This is a genomic window from Hutsoniella sourekii ATCC 700629 (assembly GCF_000518205.1).
Lineage (GTDB): Bacteria > Bacillota > Bacilli > Lactobacillales > Aerococcaceae > Hutsoniella > Hutsoniella sourekii.
Genome location: NZ_JADD01000019.1, coordinates 1 through 17,369 on the forward strand (window position 1 = coordinate 1; position 17,369 = coordinate 17,369).

The 17,369-nt window shown below is 40.0% G+C and carries 20 protein-coding genes; 15 read left to right on the forward strand and 5 right to left on the reverse strand.

What is annotated here, in order from left to right; genetic code table 11:
• A partial coding sequence (locus T408_RS0105320; protein WP_028118946.1) for a helix-turn-helix domain-containing protein occupies positions 1 to 209 on the reverse strand: 209 nt, incomplete at its 3' end.
• Positions 210 to 325: 116 nt separating this feature from the next.
• Between T408_RS0105320 and T408_RS0105325 the strand changes: the two genes are divergently transcribed.
• From T408_RS0105325 to T408_RS10975, 9 genes are all read left to right on the forward strand, one after another.
• Positions 326 to 976, forward strand: a complete 651-nt coding sequence (locus T408_RS0105325) for an amino acid ABC transporter permease (RefSeq protein WP_235731623.1) — start codon at positions 326 to 328, stop codon at positions 974 to 976.
• A 19-nt stretch (positions 977 to 995) separates the two neighbouring features.
• A complete protein-coding gene (locus T408_RS0105330) occupies positions 996 to 1,349 on the forward strand; it encodes a zinc ribbon domain-containing protein YjdM (RefSeq protein ID WP_028119034.1) in 354 nt (117 codons plus the stop codon).
• Between the two features lie 178 nt (positions 1,350 to 1,527).
• Positions 1,528 to 1,980 carry a hypothetical protein gene (locus tag T408_RS0105335; protein ID WP_028119035.1) on the forward strand — a complete coding sequence of 151 codons (453 nt, stop codon included), beginning with the start codon at positions 1,528 to 1,530 and terminating at the stop codon, positions 1,978 to 1,980.
• Positions 1,980 to 2,531: an FUSC family protein gene (locus tag T408_RS0105340; protein ID WP_028119036.1), complete on the forward strand. Its 552-nt coding sequence runs from the start codon at positions 1,980 to 1,982 to the stop codon at positions 2,529 to 2,531. Before T408_RS0105335 ends, T408_RS0105340 begins: the two co-directional genes overlap by 1 nt.
• Positions 2,532 to 2,655: 124 nt before the next feature.
• The gene (locus T408_RS0105345) at positions 2,656 to 3,735 is read left to right on the forward strand and encodes a mechanosensitive ion channel family protein (protein ID WP_028119037.1); all 1,080 of its coding nucleotides are present in this window, start codon (positions 2,656 to 2,658) and stop codon (positions 3,733 to 3,735) included.
• 1 nt (position 3,736) lies between these two features.
• Positions 3,737 to 4,411, forward strand: a complete 675-nt coding sequence (locus T408_RS0105350; RefSeq protein WP_028119038.1) for an RluA family pseudouridine synthase — start codon at positions 3,737 to 3,739, stop codon at positions 4,409 to 4,411.
• A gap of 92 nt (positions 4,412 to 4,503) precedes the next feature.
• Positions 4,504 to 4,767 carry an ACT domain-containing protein gene (locus tag T408_RS0105355; protein WP_028119039.1) on the forward strand — a complete coding sequence of 88 codons (264 nt, stop codon included), beginning with the start codon at positions 4,504 to 4,506 and terminating at the stop codon, positions 4,765 to 4,767.
• 9 nt (positions 4,768 to 4,776) lie between these two features.
• The gene (locus T408_RS0105360; protein WP_028119040.1) at positions 4,777 to 6,135 is read left to right on the forward strand and encodes a PFL family protein; all 1,359 of its coding nucleotides are present in this window, start codon (positions 4,777 to 4,779) and stop codon (positions 6,133 to 6,135) included.
• Positions 6,136 to 6,159: 24 nt separating this feature from the next.
• Positions 6,160 to 6,915, forward strand: a complete 756-nt coding sequence (locus T408_RS10975; protein ID WP_028119041.1) for a hypothetical protein — start codon at positions 6,160 to 6,162, stop codon at positions 6,913 to 6,915.
• A gap of 311 nt (positions 6,916 to 7,226) precedes the next feature.
• On the opposite strand, the gene T408_RS0105370 is transcribed toward T408_RS10975, so the two are convergent.
• Entirely contained in the window at positions 7,227 to 7,763 is a 537-nt protein-coding gene (locus tag T408_RS0105370) for a TetR family transcriptional regulator (protein WP_035420205.1), read from the reverse strand.
• A gap of 143 nt (positions 7,764 to 7,906) precedes the next feature.
• On the opposite strand from T408_RS0105370, the gene T408_RS0105375 reads away from it, so the two are divergent.
• Together T408_RS0105375 and T408_RS0105380 are read left to right on the forward strand one after the other, a co-directional pair.
• Positions 7,907 to 9,367, forward strand: a complete 1,461-nt coding sequence (locus T408_RS0105375; protein ID WP_028119043.1) for an FAD-dependent oxidoreductase — start codon at positions 7,907 to 7,909, stop codon at positions 9,365 to 9,367.
• An 88-nt stretch (positions 9,368 to 9,455) separates the two neighbouring features.
• On the forward strand, positions 9,456 to 9,740 hold the full coding sequence (locus T408_RS0105380) for a YkvA family protein (protein ID WP_028119044.1): 285 nt from the start codon (positions 9,456 to 9,458) through the stop codon (positions 9,738 to 9,740).
• Positions 9,741 to 9,795: 55 nt separating this feature from the next.
• On the opposite strand, the gene nagB is transcribed toward T408_RS0105380, so the two are convergent.
• The gene (nagB, locus tag T408_RS0105385; protein ID WP_028119045.1) at positions 9,796 to 10,509 is read right to left on the reverse strand and encodes a glucosamine-6-phosphate deaminase; all 714 of its coding nucleotides are present in this window, start codon (positions 10,507 to 10,509) and stop codon (positions 9,796 to 9,798) included.
• Positions 10,510 to 10,885: 376 nt separating this feature from the next.
• Here nagB and T408_RS0105390 point away from each other — a divergent pair, with 376 nt between their 5' ends.
• From T408_RS0105390 to T408_RS0105400, 3 genes are all read left to right on the forward strand, one after another.
• The gene (locus tag T408_RS0105390; protein WP_028119046.1) at positions 10,886 to 12,616 is read left to right on the forward strand and encodes an ABC transporter ATP-binding protein; all 1,731 of its coding nucleotides are present in this window, start codon (positions 10,886 to 10,888) and stop codon (positions 12,614 to 12,616) included.
• The gene (locus tag T408_RS0105395; RefSeq protein ID WP_028119047.1) at positions 12,613 to 14,397 is read left to right on the forward strand and encodes an ABC transporter ATP-binding protein; all 1,785 of its coding nucleotides are present in this window, start codon (positions 12,613 to 12,615) and stop codon (positions 14,395 to 14,397) included. Before T408_RS0105390 ends, T408_RS0105395 begins: the two co-directional genes overlap by 4 nt.
• A gap of 63 nt (positions 14,398 to 14,460) precedes the next feature.
• Positions 14,461 to 15,321, forward strand: a complete 861-nt coding sequence (locus T408_RS0105400; RefSeq protein WP_028119048.1) for a MetQ/NlpA family ABC transporter substrate-binding protein — start codon at positions 14,461 to 14,463, stop codon at positions 15,319 to 15,321.
• Positions 15,322 to 15,425: 104 nt separating this feature from the next.
• Here T408_RS0105400 and T408_RS0105405 read toward each other — a convergent pair whose 3' ends face one another.
• Positions 15,426 to 16,244, reverse strand: a complete 819-nt coding sequence (locus T408_RS0105405) for a transglutaminase domain-containing protein (RefSeq protein ID WP_028119049.1) — start codon at positions 16,242 to 16,244, stop codon at positions 15,426 to 15,428.
• 127 nt (positions 16,245 to 16,371) lie between these two features.
• Here T408_RS0105405 and T408_RS10980 point away from each other — a divergent pair, with 127 nt between their 5' ends.
• Positions 16,372 to 16,842 (forward strand): methylated-DNA--[protein]-cysteine S-methyltransferase, encoded by a 471-nt coding sequence (locus tag T408_RS10980; RefSeq protein ID WP_035420207.1) that lies wholly within the window; start codon positions 16,372 to 16,374, stop codon positions 16,840 to 16,842.
• A 19-nt stretch (positions 16,843 to 16,861) separates the two neighbouring features.
• Here T408_RS10980 and T408_RS0105415 read toward each other — a convergent pair whose 3' ends face one another.
• Positions 16,862 to 17,368, reverse strand: a complete 507-nt coding sequence (locus tag T408_RS0105415) for a GNAT family N-acetyltransferase (RefSeq protein ID WP_028119050.1) — start codon at positions 17,366 to 17,368, stop codon at positions 16,862 to 16,864.
• Position 17,369 lies beyond the last annotated feature (1 nt).

Genomic DNA, 17,369 nt, shown 5'->3' on the forward strand with positions numbered 1-17,369 from the left:
GGACGACGACCTTTTGAAGCCTTCTTTTTATTCGCATGTTTTTGCGCTGATCTAGCTTGATAGGCTTCTGAGTGACAACGATTCAGCTCTCGATAAATCGTTGAGCGATGGCAGCCAATAATATCAGCTATTCGGCTAACTTTATAGCCTTCTTTATGCAGGACTTCTATTTTTAATCGTTCTTCTATGGTAAGATGTTTGTAGCTCATAACAGGCCTCCGTGTTCATGTTGGTGTGGTAACTTACATTTTACACGAACCTGTTATGGGTTTTTATTATTTGTCGCAATTAATTTTACAATCTATCAATTCAAAAGGAGTGTTTAATGATGGAAATTATTCAAGAGTACCTGCCCTTATTTCTAAAAGGCGCGTTGTACACCATACAAATTGCCGGAGCAACAGTGATTTTTGCCTTGCCTCTTGGCGCAATTTTAGCATTGATGAGACTGTCTGAGTCCAAAATTTTAAATGGTATTGCCCGGTTCTATGTAGAAATCATTCGAGGGACTCCCTTATTGGTTCAGGTATACCTTGTTTATTTTGGGTTGCCGATGTTCAATATTCATTTGGATGATTTCATCTCTGCAGTCTTGGCCGTAACGATTAATTCGGCTGCCTATATGAGTGAGATCATGCGTAGTGGGATCCAGTCGATTGATCCAGGTCAAAATGAAGCTGCTCGTGCATTGGGGATGCCAAAAAGTCTAACTTTCCGCAAAATTATTTTACCACAAGCAATCAAAAATATTTTACCTGCTATTGGTAATGAATTTGCGGTCTTAATCAAGGAAACATCGATCGTTTCTGTTCTAGGAATCAAGGATTTGATGTTTGCTTCAGATACGGTTCGTGGGGCTACTTATACCACCTTTACCCCTCTATTGTTTGCTGCTTTGTTATATTTTATTATGACCTTTACTGTTTCACAATTAATGAACCGATTTGAAGGGCGCTTGAGTCAATCAAACGGATAACTATTAGGAGGAAGTTAAAATGTCAACATTACCAGCTTGTCCAAATTGCCATGAGGATATGACCTACACAGATGGTGTCTTATTGATTTGTCCCATGTGTGGTCATGAGTGGAGTCAAGAAGAAGAAGAAGCCAAGGCTAAAGCTGCTGCTGAAGCGAGCTTGATACGTGATGCTAACGGCAATATTTTAGAAGATGGAGATTCAGTGACGGTTATTCAAGACCTTAAGTTAAGTGCCACTCAGACCATTAAGCAAGGAACTAAAGTCAAGAACATCCGTCTTGTTCAAGACCCTATTGATGGGCATGACATTGATTGTAAGATCGATGGCTTTGGAAAAGTCATGCTAAAATCTTCTGTTGTAAAAAAATAATCAAAATATTAGTAACCCTTACTTTCAATGGATGACCCAAACTGGTCATGAAGTTTGAAGTGAGGGTCTTTTAATAGTTAGCATAAAGAGTCAGCCTTGGAATTCATACATTATCCTCACATTAATACTTAAATTATGTTAAAATAAAAATAATTAGCAGTAGATTAGGAGGTATATTATGACACAAACAGTTTACACCAATTATTGGATTAATCGCCGGGATAATGTGCGTAAAGAACACGGTAGCTATCCCACAGAAGAAGAAGCAATTCAGGGAATCGAGACTTGGTGGGAAATTCATAAAGAGCACTATAAAGATGTTGAACATAATCGGACCAATACGGGTGCCTTAGAGATACTATATGATGATGATAATTATTTCTACCGCATTGAAAAACGTCAAATAGAAGGCGAATTACCAAGCCGTCACTATAAAAAATTAACTGCGGGAGAAATAGACACCAAGCGTAAACAATTAAACCTAGACGAGGATACCTACTTATTTGATGAGTTAGCCGAACCCTATCGAGATCGCTTGATTGTGACAATGGCTAACGCCCAAAAGGTCAGAGATTGGGTCTATACTCAAAAAGGTCAGCCAGTTGTGAAAGTGTCTGAGTACGGCCGTTAATGAAGCCATCTATATCTTATCAGGAATTCAAAGAAGGATTCCATTTAGGTATGAGAACGGCCAAGACTGCTTTAGCAGTATTCGTCATTACCCTGATATACGACTTTCTACCAGCACGATCGCCACAAATCGCGTCTTTGTCGGCAGTTTTTGCGTTAAGAAAGGACATGGGTGAGACTTTTAATTTTGGTCGCATTAGAGCTTTCGCCAATGTCGTTGGAGGTTTAGTGAGTGCAGGAATTGTTTTCAGTCTGAGACTGCTACCCGAATGGCGTTTGATCTACTATATTTCGGCGCCAATCGGCCTAGCTTTGACAATCATGCTTTGCATTTCCTTAAATATACCTCAAGGAGTAGTCGGAGCTTCGGCCACCTATCTCATTATTTTCTTTAATATTCCAGAAGAAGCCCAATATGCGTATATTTTCAACCGAATTCTGGATACTTTTATTGGTGCCTTTGTCGCTTTAGCCATTGAATGGTTACTCCCCCGAGAACGAACGGATCAAATAGTGACTTGGTGGAAAAGTAAAATTTCTAAAGCCAACTAGCCCTCTTTGGCTAAGTCGATCGAGGCCAACCAGCCGCATCAAAACAAGCATATCTTGCTTTGATGCGGCTTGATTTATGATTTGTTGAATGGAGCTACATTGTTATTAATTAAAGGAGTAGGGTATGCAAGAAGTATTGAGAAATTGGCTGTTATATTTTAAGGAGCAGGGCCCCTACTATTGGTTGTGGGGCATATTAGTTTTTATTGCGATATTTATTGTTCCCCTAGTCTTGAAGCGCGCAATTAGGAAATGGATAAAATCTGAGCGAGCGCAAGCTTTATGGGAATCAGTGATTAACTGGTTGATGGTATTTTGTTTGATTGTCTTTATTCTAACTTATTTTTCTTCAACACCTTGGTTTTATCGACCTCTTTTTTCATTTGAGGGGACAAGTATTTCTTTATTCTTTATTTTGGCTTTAATCTTCTCAATATTTTTGACCGTCAAGTTTGTTAATTTCTTGGAAGAATTTATCTTGCCGGGTGTTTATCGTCAATTTAATATCGAACCTGCATCTCAAGCAACCATCAATTCTCTGGTCAAGTATGCTATTTTGTTTATAGCTGTCTGGTTTACGCTTGGCCAGCTAGGTTTTGATACCACTTCTATTACAGTGTTTACAAGTGTGCTAGGGGTAGGTATTGGTTTTGGTATCCGGAATATTATGAATAACTTTATATCCGGTATTATCCTATTATTTGAACGTCCTATCAAAGTGGGCGACCTGATCGTTGTTGATAAGATGGTGGCTACCGTTGAACAAATCCGGATGCGGGCAACGATTGTCCGAACCCGAAAAAATGAGCGCCTGATTATTCCTAATTCTTATTTTATTGAGGATCAATTGATTAACCGATCTTATGGCAACCGTGATTTGCGTATTAGTATCGAAGTAGGGGTTGATTATTCAAGTGACATACAACTAGTCAAAAAGCTTCTCCTAGAAGCGGTAGATGAGGTGCGACACGATTGGCCTAATATACTGAGTCATCCTCAACCGCGTGTTTTCTTTGATTCATATGGAGACTTCTCATTAAACTTTAGCTTATGGGTTTGGATTGACAGCCAAAAAGACGAAAGAGAATTCAGAATTGCCAGTGATCTTCGAGTATCAATCTTCAATAAGTTCAATGAAAACGGTGTTGAATTCCCATTCCCAAGACAAGATATTCATATCTTAAATCGAGAGGAGCTAGTATAATATGGAAATTATTTATGAGGACAACCATCTTTTACTGGTAAATAAACCGCGCAATATGCCTGTTCAAGAGGACAATAGTCGTGATTTGGACCTTTTGACTGCCCTTAAGGACATGATTAAAATTCGTGACCAAAAGCCGGGTAATGTCTACTTGGCGCTAGTTCATCGCCTGGATCGGCCAGTGGGTGGTCTAATGGTTTTTGCTAAGACATCGAAGGCTGCAAGTAGATTGTCCAAAGTTTTACGCCAAAAACAGATGAAACGGACCTATCTTGCTGTAGTTAATGGCCAACCTAACTCTGATCAAGGACAATTAGTGGATTACTTATGGAAGGACCGCCAGAAAAACATTGTCCATGTGGTTGATCCCAGTCATCCTGGAGCTAAAAAAGCTATTTTAAATTATCGTGTGATCGACAAGATTGCGGATCACAGTTTAGTTCAAGTGTCCTTAGAAACGGGTCGATCTCACCAAATTCGTGTTCAACTGCAACACATGGGCCATCCTATATACGGCGACCAAAAATATGGTTTAGACCACTCTAAAGTTGGTCAACAACTAGCCTTGTGGTCCTATCAACTAGCCTTTCCTCATCCAACTCGCCAAGAAATCGTCAACTTCCAATGTATGCCGGTTCAAGAGGAACCTTGGACGTGGTTCTCTCAGCTTAAATAAAATGATAGCAAAGGAGAAATAAGTGATTTGCCTCTTAACTTTTTGTCAAAAATTGGTATACTAACTAAAATATTAAAATTGAGGTGGAAGCGATGAATGTGATTATTACAGTAATCGGAGTGGACCAAGTAGGTATTTTAGCTAAAGTAGCAACAGCATGTGCTCAAGCAGGAGCCAATATCATTGATGTAAGTCAAACCTTAATGGAAAATTATTTTACAATGACCATGATGGTTGATATTAACGGTGTCACATTAGAATTCAATGACTTCAAACAAGTAGTCAAAGCTTCTTGTCCAAGCATGCAAATTCACGTGATGCATGAAGATATTTTCCAATCAATGCACCAAATATAGGAGGGCCTTATGATTCGCCAAGACAATATACTTGAGACGATTAAAATGATTCAAGAAGAAGATTTTGATATTCGTACAGTGACAATGGGAATCTCCTTAATGGATTGTTGTGACAGTGATATTGACCGATCTTGTCAAAAAATTTATGATAAAATTTATCAATCAGCCAAGAAATTAGTGCCTGTCTGCCAAGAATTGGAAGAACAATATGGGGTCCCTATTGTTAACAAACGAATAGCGGTGACACCAATAGCCAAACTCATTGCCTCCAGCGGGGGAGATCCATTAAAGTATGCCCAAACATTGGACAAAGTAGCTCAAGATGTAGGCGTTAACTTTATAGGAGGTTTCTCAGCTCTAGTTCATAAAGGATTCTCTAAAGGAGATCTAGAATTGATTCAGTCTATGCCACAAGTGATGGCTGAAACTGAACGAGTGTGCGGATCGGTTAACATCGGTTCCACTCGAGCTGGCATCAATATGGATGCTGTTAAGTTAACGGGACAAATAGTTAAGCAAGCAGCAGAACTAACGGCTGACCGCGAATGTGTTGGAGCAACTAAGATTGTTATCTTTTGTAATGCAGTAGAGGATAATCCATTTATGGCTGGAGCCTTCCACGGTGATGGGGAGCCTGATTTGGTGATTAATGTGGGTGTTTCGGGGCCAGGTGTGGTACGAAAAGCCTTGACCCGCCTTGATAAGTCGGCTCCAATTGAAGAGGTAGCTGAAGTGATTAAGCGGACGGCCTTTAAGATTACCCGGGTCGGTCAATTGGTTGGAACACAGGCGGCTAAAGCTTTAGATATTCCATTTGGCATTGTAGATATCTCATTAGCACCTACTCCAGCCGTTGGCGATTCAGTGGCCTATATCTTGGAAGAGATGGGCTTGGCTGAAGTAGGAGGCTATGGTTCGGTTGCAACATTGGCTCTCCTGAACGATGCGGTCAAAAAAGGGGGGATCATGGCTTCTTCAAGCGTTGGTGGTCTTTCTGGAGCCTTCATTCCGGTGAGTGAAGATGCTGGTATGATTCAAGCCACAGCCAGTGGTAATTTGAATCTGGATACTTTAATGTCTATGACTGCAGTCTGCTCAGTGGGCTTGGATATGATAGTCATCCCAGGAGAGACAAGCCCTGAAGTTATCTCAGCTATTATTGCAGATGAAGCTGCCATTGGGATGATTAACTCCAAGACAACCGCCGTCCGAGTGATCCCGGCAATTGGTCGATCAGATTCTGAGAGCCTTAATTGGGGCGGCTTATTTGGAGAGAGCCAAATCATGCCTATCAATCAAACAGCGCCCGATGTCTTTATCAATCGGGGGGGACGTATTCCTGCGCCAATCCAAAGTCTCAAGAATTAAGGTAAAATAAAGAAGGGGAGTTTTATGAAGAAAAGGTGCTTATTGTCGTTTATAAGTCTATCTCTGCTATCTTTACCCGTTCAAGCCCAACAAACAAGACACAATCCTGAAGAGATTGAGTCTGCTAATTATGTTGAAAACCCAGCGAATTTATTTTCAGAGGAGAGCTTAACAAGTAGTTTTTTGGAAGAGCATGCTGAAGATGAAACTCCACCTAGACCCGAAGATGTCGAAGGGGCCATTGTTCACGACCCTATCTATCCAGCCAGCTATCAAGAAGGTAAACCCACCGAGAAATTCCCTGATAAAGGGCTTGATAAGGGCTATCCTAAAAACACCTTGATGGTTGGAGACTATGCCTTCCCTATAGTTGACCTCCGGGGTCAGATGAAAGAGGAAGAGGACTTTGAGTATTTAAATCAATTACTTGAAGAGAATACTCATGCGGTCTATGTAGGCGAAAATAATATGAATACTTTTTTTGGACACTACTATGATCTAAGTGGAACAGGTATCTTTAACCCGATGGATGATATGGGCTTGATGGATATTGGGGTAGAAGTGGTCATCACTGATGATCAAGGTCTGAGTCGGGGTTATGAGATCACACAAAATTTATCTTTTAACCACGCAGATCAAGACCTTCATTTCTATGGTCAAGATTCCTTGCCTTACCTCGCTTACCAGGGCAATGGTCAAGACATGATTTATATCCAGTATTGTCGCTGGGATATCGAACTCGGTTTACTAAAATCTTACATCGGCTACCGAATATGGTAAAAATATGGAAAAAGAGGCTGTAAGATAAGTTACAATAATTATAATAAAAGCTTCGAAAAGCAAACAATCACTCAGCTGTAGTGGATCGCCTTCAGAGCCACGGCTCTCCCGGCTTAATTGGCTATTCTCTCCCTAAGCGCTAAAGCGCATAAGGGAGAGATATGGGCCAATTATCCTAAGACTACTGCTGAGTGATTGTTGCTTTTTTTTGCTATTATTAATCTATCCATTTTTATTAACGAACAAAAGATACAAATCCTAACGATTTATTTGTGTTATTAGAGGTGATTGGGACTTACCTTACAGCCTTTTTATTTTTGATCATGTAAGCCCAGTAGAAAATAGGGCATTGAATGCAGAAAACAATGGGCCATTTCTTCAGGATCAATCGCTTCTTTTTCGTTTAATTTATGGCGCCAGATTAAAGCACCGCCTCTAGACCAAATAGCTAGACTAAATTTTTCTTCCTTGGTTAAAGGTCGGCCAATTAAAGCTCGATAACGTTGAGACCAGTAATCATAAAAAGTGTCCGATACAAAGTCAAAAAAAGAGTTTTGTCCTTCATTATTCATCATGACTTGCATGAAAATTAAATCATCTTGCCCCATAAATTTTGATAATCCATAAAAGATGGCAAAAGGTTCCTGATTATCCTCTTGGAATACTTGTTCAGCTTTCTGCCTGTAGTACCAGTTTGCTAAATCAAATTTATCTTGGAAATGCCGATAGAAAGTAGCTCTTGAAATATCAGCATTTTGAACAATGTCGACAACTGTAATTTTATCAAAGGACTTTTGCTTTAGCAGTTGCTCAAGAGCTAAGAAAATAATTAACTTTGTTCGATTCATGATCATCCTCCTTATTTGAGACAAAAATCAAGAACTGTCTCAAAATGAAACACTCAGCGAAAATTGACTCTTTGTTCAAGTGTTCACATCAATTATTATAACATTGTAAGGGTTTCAACCCAACAATAAAGGAGGATTATGTGATGACAATAGCTAACAAAGATTATTATGATGTGGTGGTCGTAGGAACAGGTGCCAGCGGAATGGCTGCTGCTGTAGAAGCCGCGCAAAATAACTTGAGCGTACTCTTATTAGAAAAAGGAAAGACAACAGGAGGATCCACCAACTATACTGAAGGTATGTTTGGTATTGACTCTTACCTACAGCAAGAAGCTGGGGTAGAGATTTCCAAAACAGAAGTATTAAAATCTGAAATTGAATATTCAAACTATCGAGCAGATGCGGGTATTTGGCGCGATTATATTGAAGGAAGCGCGGATACGATTGCTTGGATGCGTGATTTGGGCGTGAATTTCTTAAGAGTTCAAGCAATGGGAGCTGGGATAGTCTCTTGGCATATTTATGAAGGATTTGGAGACCAGGTCATTCATGAGACTTTTGTGCCACAAGCAGAAAAACTAGGAGTGGAATTATTAACCTTGACTGCTGGTAAGGAAGTGATCTTAGGATCTGATGGTCAAGTGGAAGCAATTGTTATCGAGGATCAACAATCAAAAGAAAGTCAAAAAATCCAAACATCAGCTGTCGTCTTGGCAACGGGAGGTTACTTAGATAATCCTGAAATGATCCGAGAGTATACCCACTATGATAGTGAGCGCCTTTTACCAGTGACCTCTGGTAAGTCAACTGGAGATGGCCTGCAAATGGCTTGGCAAGTAGGAGGCAAAAACTATGGAACAGGAACAGCACTATTATTTGGTGGCTACCTCAATGATCCTGATGCTCCTAATTATGAGATGATGACTTCAGAAATGTGTGTAGCAGCTGGTCAACAACCTTTACTTTGGGTTAATGAAGTGGGTGAACGCTTTGTAGATGAAGGCGTGATCTATAATTTCTCTGAGGCTGGGAATGCATTATATACTCAAAATAAGGTTTACAGTATTTTAGATAAGGGAATTATCGATTATATGGCTCAAGAAGGTAATTTCATGGGGCTAGGGGTCTATATTAACCGAGGACACAAAATGACCAAGCTTCAAGAAGAGATTGATCAAGCAATAGAAGCAGGAAAAAGCTTCATAGCTAAGGCCGATAGCATTGAAGAACTAGCTGAAAAAATAAATCTACCAAAAGACAAGCTCGTTAAAACTATCCAAGACTATAACCAAGCAGCTAAATCAGGTGAAGATGATCAGTTTGGTAAGGATCCAGCTTATCTACATCCCGTTGAGGAAGGGCCTTTCTATGCCTTTGAATTAGGGGTAGGAGCCTTTGCTTCAATGGGTGGCATTAAGGTCAATCGTCAAAACCAAGTTTTAACTGATGACGGTCAAGTCATCACCGGCTTATATGCAGTGGGCAATGATGCTTCTGGTCTAGTTGGAGATACCTATGGCCCTGATAAACCAGGTTCATGTGTCGGTTATGCCTTCTACTCTGGACGCAATGCAGCCCAGCAAATCATTAAAGAGCGCAATTAACCGGAAGGTCAACAAATCAGTCTTAAGTCCCATCCATTGCTTAGGATTTAGTTTTATAATTAATTTAGCAAGAGGAAAGGATGATTAGATGAATTTACATCGTAAGACGAACTTGATTGAACTTTTGCGCTCATTTTTCAGTAAAGAAACACCTAACTATATTAAACTCTTAATGCTCGGTGGCGTAGCTTATTTAGTGAGTCCGGTTGACTTTTTACCCGATGTATTTGGCTTGTTGGGATTTGCCGATGATGCAGCAGTTGTGACCGCTGTTTTCTCGCTAGCTATGCACTTATTGGATAACCATAAGAAGCAAGTCACGAAGAGTAGAGAGACTTATGTTACTAATCTAAAAGAAGCTAAACCTTTATAAGACTAAAAAACCGCCAGCGAACTTTTGATTCGCTGGCGGTTTTAGTGTTTAGATATTAATAATCTTTTTCTAGTTGGCTGGCTGCTGCCTGATCAATGATCAAGGTAACATTTGGATGTTTTTGTAGTACACTAGCAGGAAGTTCTTCAGTAACGGGACCTTCAAGCATTCCTTTGACAGCTGCTGCTTTATTTTCTCCGAAAGCAATGAAAAGAATTTCTTTTGAATCCATAATGGATCCGATTCCCATACTATAAGCCTTGGTTGGCACTTGATCAATTGAATCAAAAAAGCGGGAATTAGCCTTGATCGTGTCATCTGTTAGGTCAGCTAGATGAGTCTTAATTAAAAAATCAGTTCCCGGTTCATTGAATCCGATATGACCATTAGGGCCAACACCTAATAGTTGAAGATCAATGGGGTGATTGGCAATGATCTCATCAAAGCGCTTGGTTTCTGCCTCAGCATCTTCATTGAGCCCATCTGGAATAAAAGTTTCCTTGAATGGTTTCTTACTGAAGAGATGTTTCTCCATGAAATAGTGGTAAGATTGAGGGTGATCATCAGCAAGTCCATAGTATTCATCTAAATTGATCGAGGTAGAATCGCTGAAGTCAATATCAGACTCAATCATTAATTCATAGAGCTTTTCTGGGGTTGAACCAGTCGCTAATCCAAAAGTTTTAGCCCCTTTATCTATAGCATCTTTAAAAATATCCAGTGCTTTTTTACTTGCTTCTTCTTGATTATCAAAAATTAAAACATTCATTGTCATAATAATTGCCTCCTAATAAATATAGTGGCTTTTAGGTGCTGCTTGATGTTTTGTAGCATGTTCACACATGTTTTTGTCATCTTGCTAAGGATTGCACAACCCTGAGCCATCCGCCGAATTTTCGATAAGCTCATTCCTCGTCCTCACCCGAAGGTGAACTGGCGCTATCATTTATCCTTTCCATATATTTTCTAAAAGCTCCTCCATTGTAACCGATTAAGCTTGCTCATGCAAGTAAATGTATTCAAGATGAATCATTCACAAATTGACATTAAAAGAATGGACTTCTATAATAAATAGAGTCTAGTGTTTTATGTCAGCAGTTCCTTGCTGGCTTTTTTTGCTAACTAACTCAAAAAGGAGGTTGCCTATGGGCTTAGTATTATCTTATATCAAGAACTATAAGTTGGAAATGTTACTGACCTTATTGGGTTCCTTGGCCTTTGTTGGCGTTAACTTAGGTCTACCAATGACGGTTTCTAAAATTATCAACCAAGCCATCGCTAATGGCGAAACAGCTTTGTTGAATCGATACATTGTGCAAATGATTGGGATGGTGGTCCTTTCATTCTTATTTCTTCTTGGATCTCGATTTGGTTTGTCAAGATTGGCTAGTGGGGTTACGCGAGATATTCGTAATGATGTTTACGAAAAAATGCTTAAATTATCTCATCATGAATTTCAAGAATTAGGGGTCCCTTCAATGACAAACCGGATCACAACTGATGCCTTTGTAATTTTACAATTTGTTCAGTTGATCTTTGGAATGGGATTAACAGCTCCTTTAATGGTAGTATTTTCCGTTGTAATGATCACACAAACCTCCTTACAATTAGGAGCTTATGTGGCACCAACGGTTCCCATTATCTTTTTGATTATTTTGTATTTGGCTCGGTTAACCGTCCCTATCTCTACTCAACAGCAGACTACGCTCGATGATATTAACCGAATTCAGCGGGAAAATATTACTGGCATGCGAGTGATTCGCGGCTTTAACCGTCAAGATTATATGCAAAATAAGTTTGAGAGAGTTAATCAAGATTACCGCGATATTTCCACCCATTTGTTTAAGATAATGGCCATACCAGCGCCAGTAGCTTGGCTGATTATTGATACAGCTTTGGTCATTGTGGTATGGTTTGGAGCGGCCTACATTGAGGGTGGGTCCTTGATGATTGGAGACCTAGTAGCCTTTATTCAATATGTCACTCAAGCGCTTTTTTCTATTATGCTATTTTCTAATATCTTTATGATGTATCCACGTGCTCAAGTGAGTGCCAACCGGCTTCAAGAAATCCTAGAAACACCGATTTCGGTCGCTAACCCTGAGAATCCAATCACAGAAACAGATGGGTCCGGGACTTTAGAATTCCGCAATGTGACTTTTATGTATCCAGATGCTGATGAACCAGTTCTAAAAAATATTTCTTTTAAAACAAAAGCCGGACAGACAACAGCCTTTATTGGGTCTACGGGTTCTGGTAAATCGACAATTGTCAAATTAATTCCTCGATTTTATGATGTGACCTCAGGCCAGATTTTGCTGGATGGTATTGATATCCGTGATCTTGATTTAAAAGTTTTAAGAGAAAAAGTTGGTTATACACCTCAAAAAGCCAATTTATTTACAGGTGAAATTGCCGCTAACCTTCGGTTTGGTTTTGAGCAGGCGGCAGTTCATGATATGGAACGGGCCACGGATGTTTCTCAAGCAAGCGAATTTATCGCAAAAACAGAAAAAGGGCTGAGAACGTATTTATCTGAGGGAGGAAGCAACCTTTCTGGGGGCCAAAAACAAAGACTATCTATTGCCCGCTCAGTTATTGGTGATCATGAAGTTTATATTTTTGATGATTCATTTTCAGCTCTGGACTATAAGACAGATGTCGCTGTTCGTAGTGCCCTCAGCCAAGAAATAGGCCAAGCCACAACCCTGATCGTGGCTCAGCGCGTGGGGACGATTATGAATGCGGACCAAATTATCGTCTTAGACCACGGTGAAGTGGCTGCAATTGGAAGTCACAAGGAACTGCTTGAAACTTCAAACTTGTATTATGAAATAGCCGCGTCGCAATTGAGTGAGGAGGAGTTGAACCGATGAAAGATTTTACCTATATTTGGCGTCGATTGTATGCTTATATTAAGTTAACTCCTTTTCAACTAATGGTTGGCTTTTTGGCTATGGTTGCTAATACCCTGGTTTCAGCGGCGATGCCTTTTGTGATGGGGCTTGCTATTACTGAATTAGGACGAAACTTATTAGGAGGGCAGGGCTTTAATTATGAGTACATCCTTAAGGTACTGGTTCTCTATTACAGTTTGACCATTGCTCATGGGGTGACCCAGTATAGCTCATATGCCTTAATGGCAACTGTGGTTCAAAATGCCATGGCCGCTCTGCGCTCAGATATATCTGAGAAAGTAAACCGTCTTCCTGTTTCCTTTTTTGACCGGCATCAGTTAGGAGATATCTTAAGCCGGGTTACCAATGATGTGGATGCGGTGTCTAATGCTCTACAGCAAGGTTTGGTCAATATTACGATTAATGGTTTGATGATTATAATGTCTCTAGCCATGATGTTTCTAATCAATGCGACCTTAACCTGGATTATTATCGCTGCCTTGGTCATTAGTTTAATTTTTTCTCGAATCATTTCTCGTTATTCTCAACCAGTTTTTCAAAATATGGCTAATGCTTTGGGAGATTTGTTTGGCTTTACTCAGGAACAATTATCGGGTTATACAGAATTAGTTGTCTACAATCAACAAGACCAGTCACTTAAAGACTTTATCGATAAAAATCAAAGAATTTTTGAGCTAGGAACTCGGTCCGGCTTCCTATCAATGATTATGTATCCGATTATGTCCACAGTCTTTAATGGGGCTTATATTGTGAATATTTTTGTCGGTGGTATGATGGTGATTGCTGGTCGGTTAACAATTGGTAACTTACAAGCCTTTATCTCCTATATTTCTCAAATATCCGGGCCACTGGGACAGATCACCCAGCTCATACCAATGGTTCAATCGGCCATTGCTTCAGCTAGACGGATTTTTGACTTTTTGGACGAAAAGGAAGAAGAACAAGCCCAAATCAAGCAATCCCTACCCGCTGAAGTAGAAGGACAGGTTGTTTTTGATCGGATTCAATTTGGTTACAGTCAAGATCGGATATTGATGGAGGAGATCTCCTTTGATGCCTCAGCGGGGCATACGATAGCGATTGTAGGCCCTACAGGTGCGGGTAAGACCACTTTGATTAATTTATTGATGCGCTTTTATGATGTTGATCGAGGGGATATTCGAATTGATGGGCAGTCCATTTATGCTACTAGCCGTGATGATTTAAGAAGTCATATGGGTATGGTTCTCCAGGATGCGTGGCTGTTCCAGGGAACTGTAATGGAAAATATTCGCCTCGGAAAGTTAGAAGCAAATGACTATGAAGTTCACCAAGCATGTAAAATTGCTAATGTAGATCAATTTATCAAGACCTTACCTGGTGGCTATGATTTTATCATTGAAGAAAATGGATCAAATATATCCCAGGGTCAGCGGCAACTGATGACGATTGCCCGTGCGGTATTGGCTGATCCAGATATCTTGATTTTGGATGAAGCCACCTCTTCGGTTGACACGCGCTTGGAACAACTAATTCAAGATGCCATGGACAAAGTGATGGAAGGGCGAACTAGTTTTGTCATCGCTCACCGGCTATCGACCATCAGAGATGCCGATATGATCTTAGTAATGAAGGATGGTACCATCATCGAACAGGGTAGTCATGATGACTTAATTCAAGCTTCTGGATTTTATGCTGATCTTTATAATAGTCAGTTTAATCAAGAAGATTCAGCTGATATTCATTTAATGGGTTATTAGTGTTAAATGAGGTTTTCAAAAGCCTATTAAAAAAGTTATAATAAGAGCTAGGGAGGGGATAATATGAGAAAAATCTTAACACTCATTTCGCTGTTTGCTGTATTTGCTTTAACGATTGGTCAAGTTGGACTACATGTGGAAGCAAAGGAATTTGAAGGTCAAAAAGTTAAAATAGGGGTAGTAGGTTCTGAATATGAGGAAATCTGGAAATTTGTGGCAGAAAAAGCTAAGCAAGAAGAAGGAATCGATTTAGAAGTTGTTCTATTCGATGATTACAATATGCCTAATCAAGCCTTGCGTGACGGATCTATTGATTTAAATGCCTTCCAGCATGATAAGTTTTTGGCTAATTGGAATGAAGAAAATGATGGGGATTTAACTACAATTGGTTACACTCATTATGTTCCGTTTAGAATTTATTCCGACAAATATAAATCACTTGATGACCTACCTCAAGGAGCCAAAGTTGCCATCAACCAAGCACCTACAGCGGTAGCTTCAAGCTTAGCTATGTTTGAGCATGTCGGTTTGATTAAACTTGAAGATAAAGACAATCACTTGCCAACACCATCAGACATCGTTGAAAATCCTAAGGAACTTGAATTCATTGAGCTCGATGCCGCTCAAATTCCAGCAGCTGTTACTGATGTGGATGCTGCGATTATCGACTATTCATTTTTAGGGTCCACAGATTTTAAACCTTCTGATGCGATCTTTGTCTATGGTGATACGGTCGAAACCATGGATCCGCTAGCCGTTAACAATATCACTGCTCGAGCAGAAGACAAGGATAATCCACTTTACAAGAAAATTGTAGAGCTTTATCAATCTGAAGATGTTGCCAATAAAATTGAAGAAGTAACTCAAGGTGGCAGTATTCCTGCTTGGGACTTAATGGATCAAATACAAAATAAAGAAAACTAATAAAAGAACACATTCTCAACAAAAGGTAAAGGCAATCTTTCGCTTGGTTTCTCTAATCCAAGCGAAAGAGCCAGACCTTAAGGGGAATGTGTTTTTTATATGTCTTAATGAATAGCATCATTGGCTTGATGACTAGAGGATAAATCAGTTAAAAAATAATCGTGAAGTAAAACTTCTTCTTCGGGTTGATCTAATATGACTGGATCATCCCAAGTTGTGTCAACTCCCAACCAGGTGTCTTCTATAAGCACTTCATTCCAAGCATGACTATCGGCGCTAGATATTTGACCTTCGGCGTGGGCATAGCCAGTTCTTAAGCGACTCTTTAGTCCTGCGTATTCACTAGCAATCTGAAAGAGACCGGCATAAGCTTGACAGACCCCTTCACCCGCTTGTAAGATGGCGATAGGCGAATGAATGCTGAAACCATTAACCGTATCAGTGGGACTGAGGGAATAAGAAGCCATATTGATGATTGTATCATGAATATGCAAGGCCTTTTGATAGTCATCCCAACCCGTCATTTGTTGGGCTAAACGGTAGGCCCAATCGTGGATTTCTTTTTCATCAGCTAAACTATGATGAAAGGAAAAATCAAACAAAAGCCAATGTTTATCAGCAATGCTATAAGTCCAGGTTTGATAACTTGAAATAACCGCCCCATAATAGCTGGACATCAACTTTTCCTGTAGTATAGTTTGGATTTGACTATCATCTGGTATCGGTCCTTCTAATTTATAGTAATGAATCCAGTGACCCTGATCCAAATTATTGATGACCTGACTGACAAGATTTTCTAAGTCATCACCGGCCACTTGACCTGCATCAATGGCTTCAGGGAAATCCTTTCGAATGAGTGTTTGTTCATCGGTCAAATAAGTTTGAAGGGTATCAATACCTTCTTGAAACACTCCCAAATCCAAAGCGTTAGCTCTTGGGTAGGAGTTTAGGGAACAAGTGATCAGAATCAGCAATAAGGAATATAATTGTTTACAACTTAATTTCAGGACTATTCCACCTTTCGTCAAACGAATTCAGTGAGGTAAGACTATGATTTATCGAGATTATTTAGAATTTGAATATGGCCTATTAGAAATTCGAGCTAGCGAGAACCATCTGCTTTATCTTCAACCCACTCATGAAAAATCCAGTATTCGACCTAATTCTATCACTCAAATGACTCAAGAACAATTAGTTGACTATTTTAAGCTCCGTCGCCAATCTTTTGATCTACCCATCAAATGGCAGGGGAGTGACTTTCAAGTTCAGGTCTTGCAGTCCTTACAGACCATCCCTTATGGCCAGACACGGACTTATAAAGAAGTCGCTCTTAGTATCGGTAATCCCGGAGCTAGCCGGGCGGTAGGCCAGGCTAATCATCGTAATCCAATATATGTTGTGATCCCTTGTCACCGGGTGATTGCTACTAATGGTCAGCTTTCCGGATATGGGGGAGGTATTGAGATGAAGAAATACTTATTAAGCTTAGAAAAAAAGGGAGCAACTAAGCCCAAGGGCTAGTTGCTCGCACCGCGTCTTGTCAGTTAATTTCCTTGGTCATTAGAATAAGGTCCAGCCATCGGCCAAATTTATAACCAACTTTATTTAATCGTCCGGCCAGAGTAAACCCATTTCTCTGGTGGAAGCTGAGGCTTGAATCATTATCTGCAGTGATCGCAGCTACTAATAAAATAAATCCAGCCTTCTTTAATTGTTTTTCTAATTCCTGATACAAACTATGTCCAATTCCGTACCCCTGACTAGAAGAGGCTAGATAGATGCTAATCTCACAAGTATAGTCAAAGGCTTTCCTCTCTTGGTAACGATGGCCGTAAGCGTAACCGACCACTGTGTCTTCAAGCTGGGCCACTAGGAAGGGATATTCTGCTTGAATCGTTTGGAGTCGGTTGGCAAAGTCATCAAGACTGGGCGATTCATATTCAAAGGATACCGTTGTTTCTAATACATAAGGTTCATAGATGGACTGAATGGCCGGCAAATCTTCAAGTCGAGCTTCTCTAATTAAAAGTTTACTTGAATTTGACATT

What these genes read in the sequence shown, in the direction of transcription:
- T408_RS10980 (WP_035420207.1), top strand. Translation starts at nt 16,372, where the DNA reads ATGATTTATCGAGATTATTTAGAATTTGAATATGGCCTATTAGAAATT.
- T408_RS0105400 (WP_028119048.1), top strand. Translation starts at nt 14,461, where the DNA reads ATGAGAAAAATCTTAACACTCATTTCGCTGTTTGCTGTATTTGCTTTA.
- T408_RS0105335 (WP_028119035.1), top strand. Translation starts at nt 1,528, where the DNA reads ATGACACAAACAGTTTACACCAATTATTGGATTAATCGCCGGGATAAT.
- T408_RS0105370 (WP_035420205.1), bottom strand. Translation starts at nt 7,763, where the DNA reads ATGAATCGAACAAAGTTAATTATTTTCTTAGCTCTTGAGCAACTGCTA.
- T408_RS0105350 (WP_028119038.1), top strand. Translation starts at nt 3,737, where the DNA reads ATGGAAATTATTTATGAGGACAACCATCTTTTACTGGTAAATAAACCG.
- T408_RS0105345 (WP_028119037.1), top strand. Translation starts at nt 2,656, where the DNA reads ATGCAAGAAGTATTGAGAAATTGGCTGTTATATTTTAAGGAGCAGGGC.
- T408_RS0105325 (WP_235731623.1), top strand. Translation starts at nt 326, where the DNA reads ATGATGGAAATTATTCAAGAGTACCTGCCCTTATTTCTAAAAGGCGCG.
- T408_RS10975 (WP_028119041.1), top strand. Translation starts at nt 6,160, where the DNA reads ATGAAGAAAAGGTGCTTATTGTCGTTTATAAGTCTATCTCTGCTATCT.
- T408_RS0105375 (WP_028119043.1), top strand. Translation starts at nt 7,907, where the DNA reads ATGACAATAGCTAACAAAGATTATTATGATGTGGTGGTCGTAGGAACA.
- T408_RS0105330 (WP_028119034.1), top strand. Translation starts at nt 996, where the DNA reads ATGTCAACATTACCAGCTTGTCCAAATTGCCATGAGGATATGACCTAC.
- T408_RS0105340 (WP_028119036.1), top strand. Translation starts at nt 1,980, where the DNA reads ATGAAGCCATCTATATCTTATCAGGAATTCAAAGAAGGATTCCATTTA.
- T408_RS0105390 (WP_028119046.1), top strand. Translation starts at nt 10,886, where the DNA reads ATGGGCTTAGTATTATCTTATATCAAGAACTATAAGTTGGAAATGTTA.
- T408_RS0105355 (WP_028119039.1), top strand. Translation starts at nt 4,504, where the DNA reads ATGAATGTGATTATTACAGTAATCGGAGTGGACCAAGTAGGTATTTTA.
- T408_RS0105395 (WP_028119047.1), top strand. Translation starts at nt 12,613, where the DNA reads ATGAAAGATTTTACCTATATTTGGCGTCGATTGTATGCTTATATTAAG.
- nagB (WP_028119045.1), bottom strand. Translation starts at nt 10,509, where the DNA reads ATGAATGTTTTAATTTTTGATAATCAAGAAGAAGCAAGTAAAAAAGCA.
- T408_RS0105380 (WP_028119044.1), top strand. Translation starts at nt 9,456, where the DNA reads ATGAATTTACATCGTAAGACGAACTTGATTGAACTTTTGCGCTCATTT.
- T408_RS0105360 (WP_028119040.1), top strand. Translation starts at nt 4,777, where the DNA reads ATGATTCGCCAAGACAATATACTTGAGACGATTAAAATGATTCAAGAA.
- T408_RS0105415 (WP_028119050.1), bottom strand. Translation starts at nt 17,368, where the DNA reads ATGTCAAATTCAAGTAAACTTTTAATTAGAGAAGCTCGACTTGAAGAT.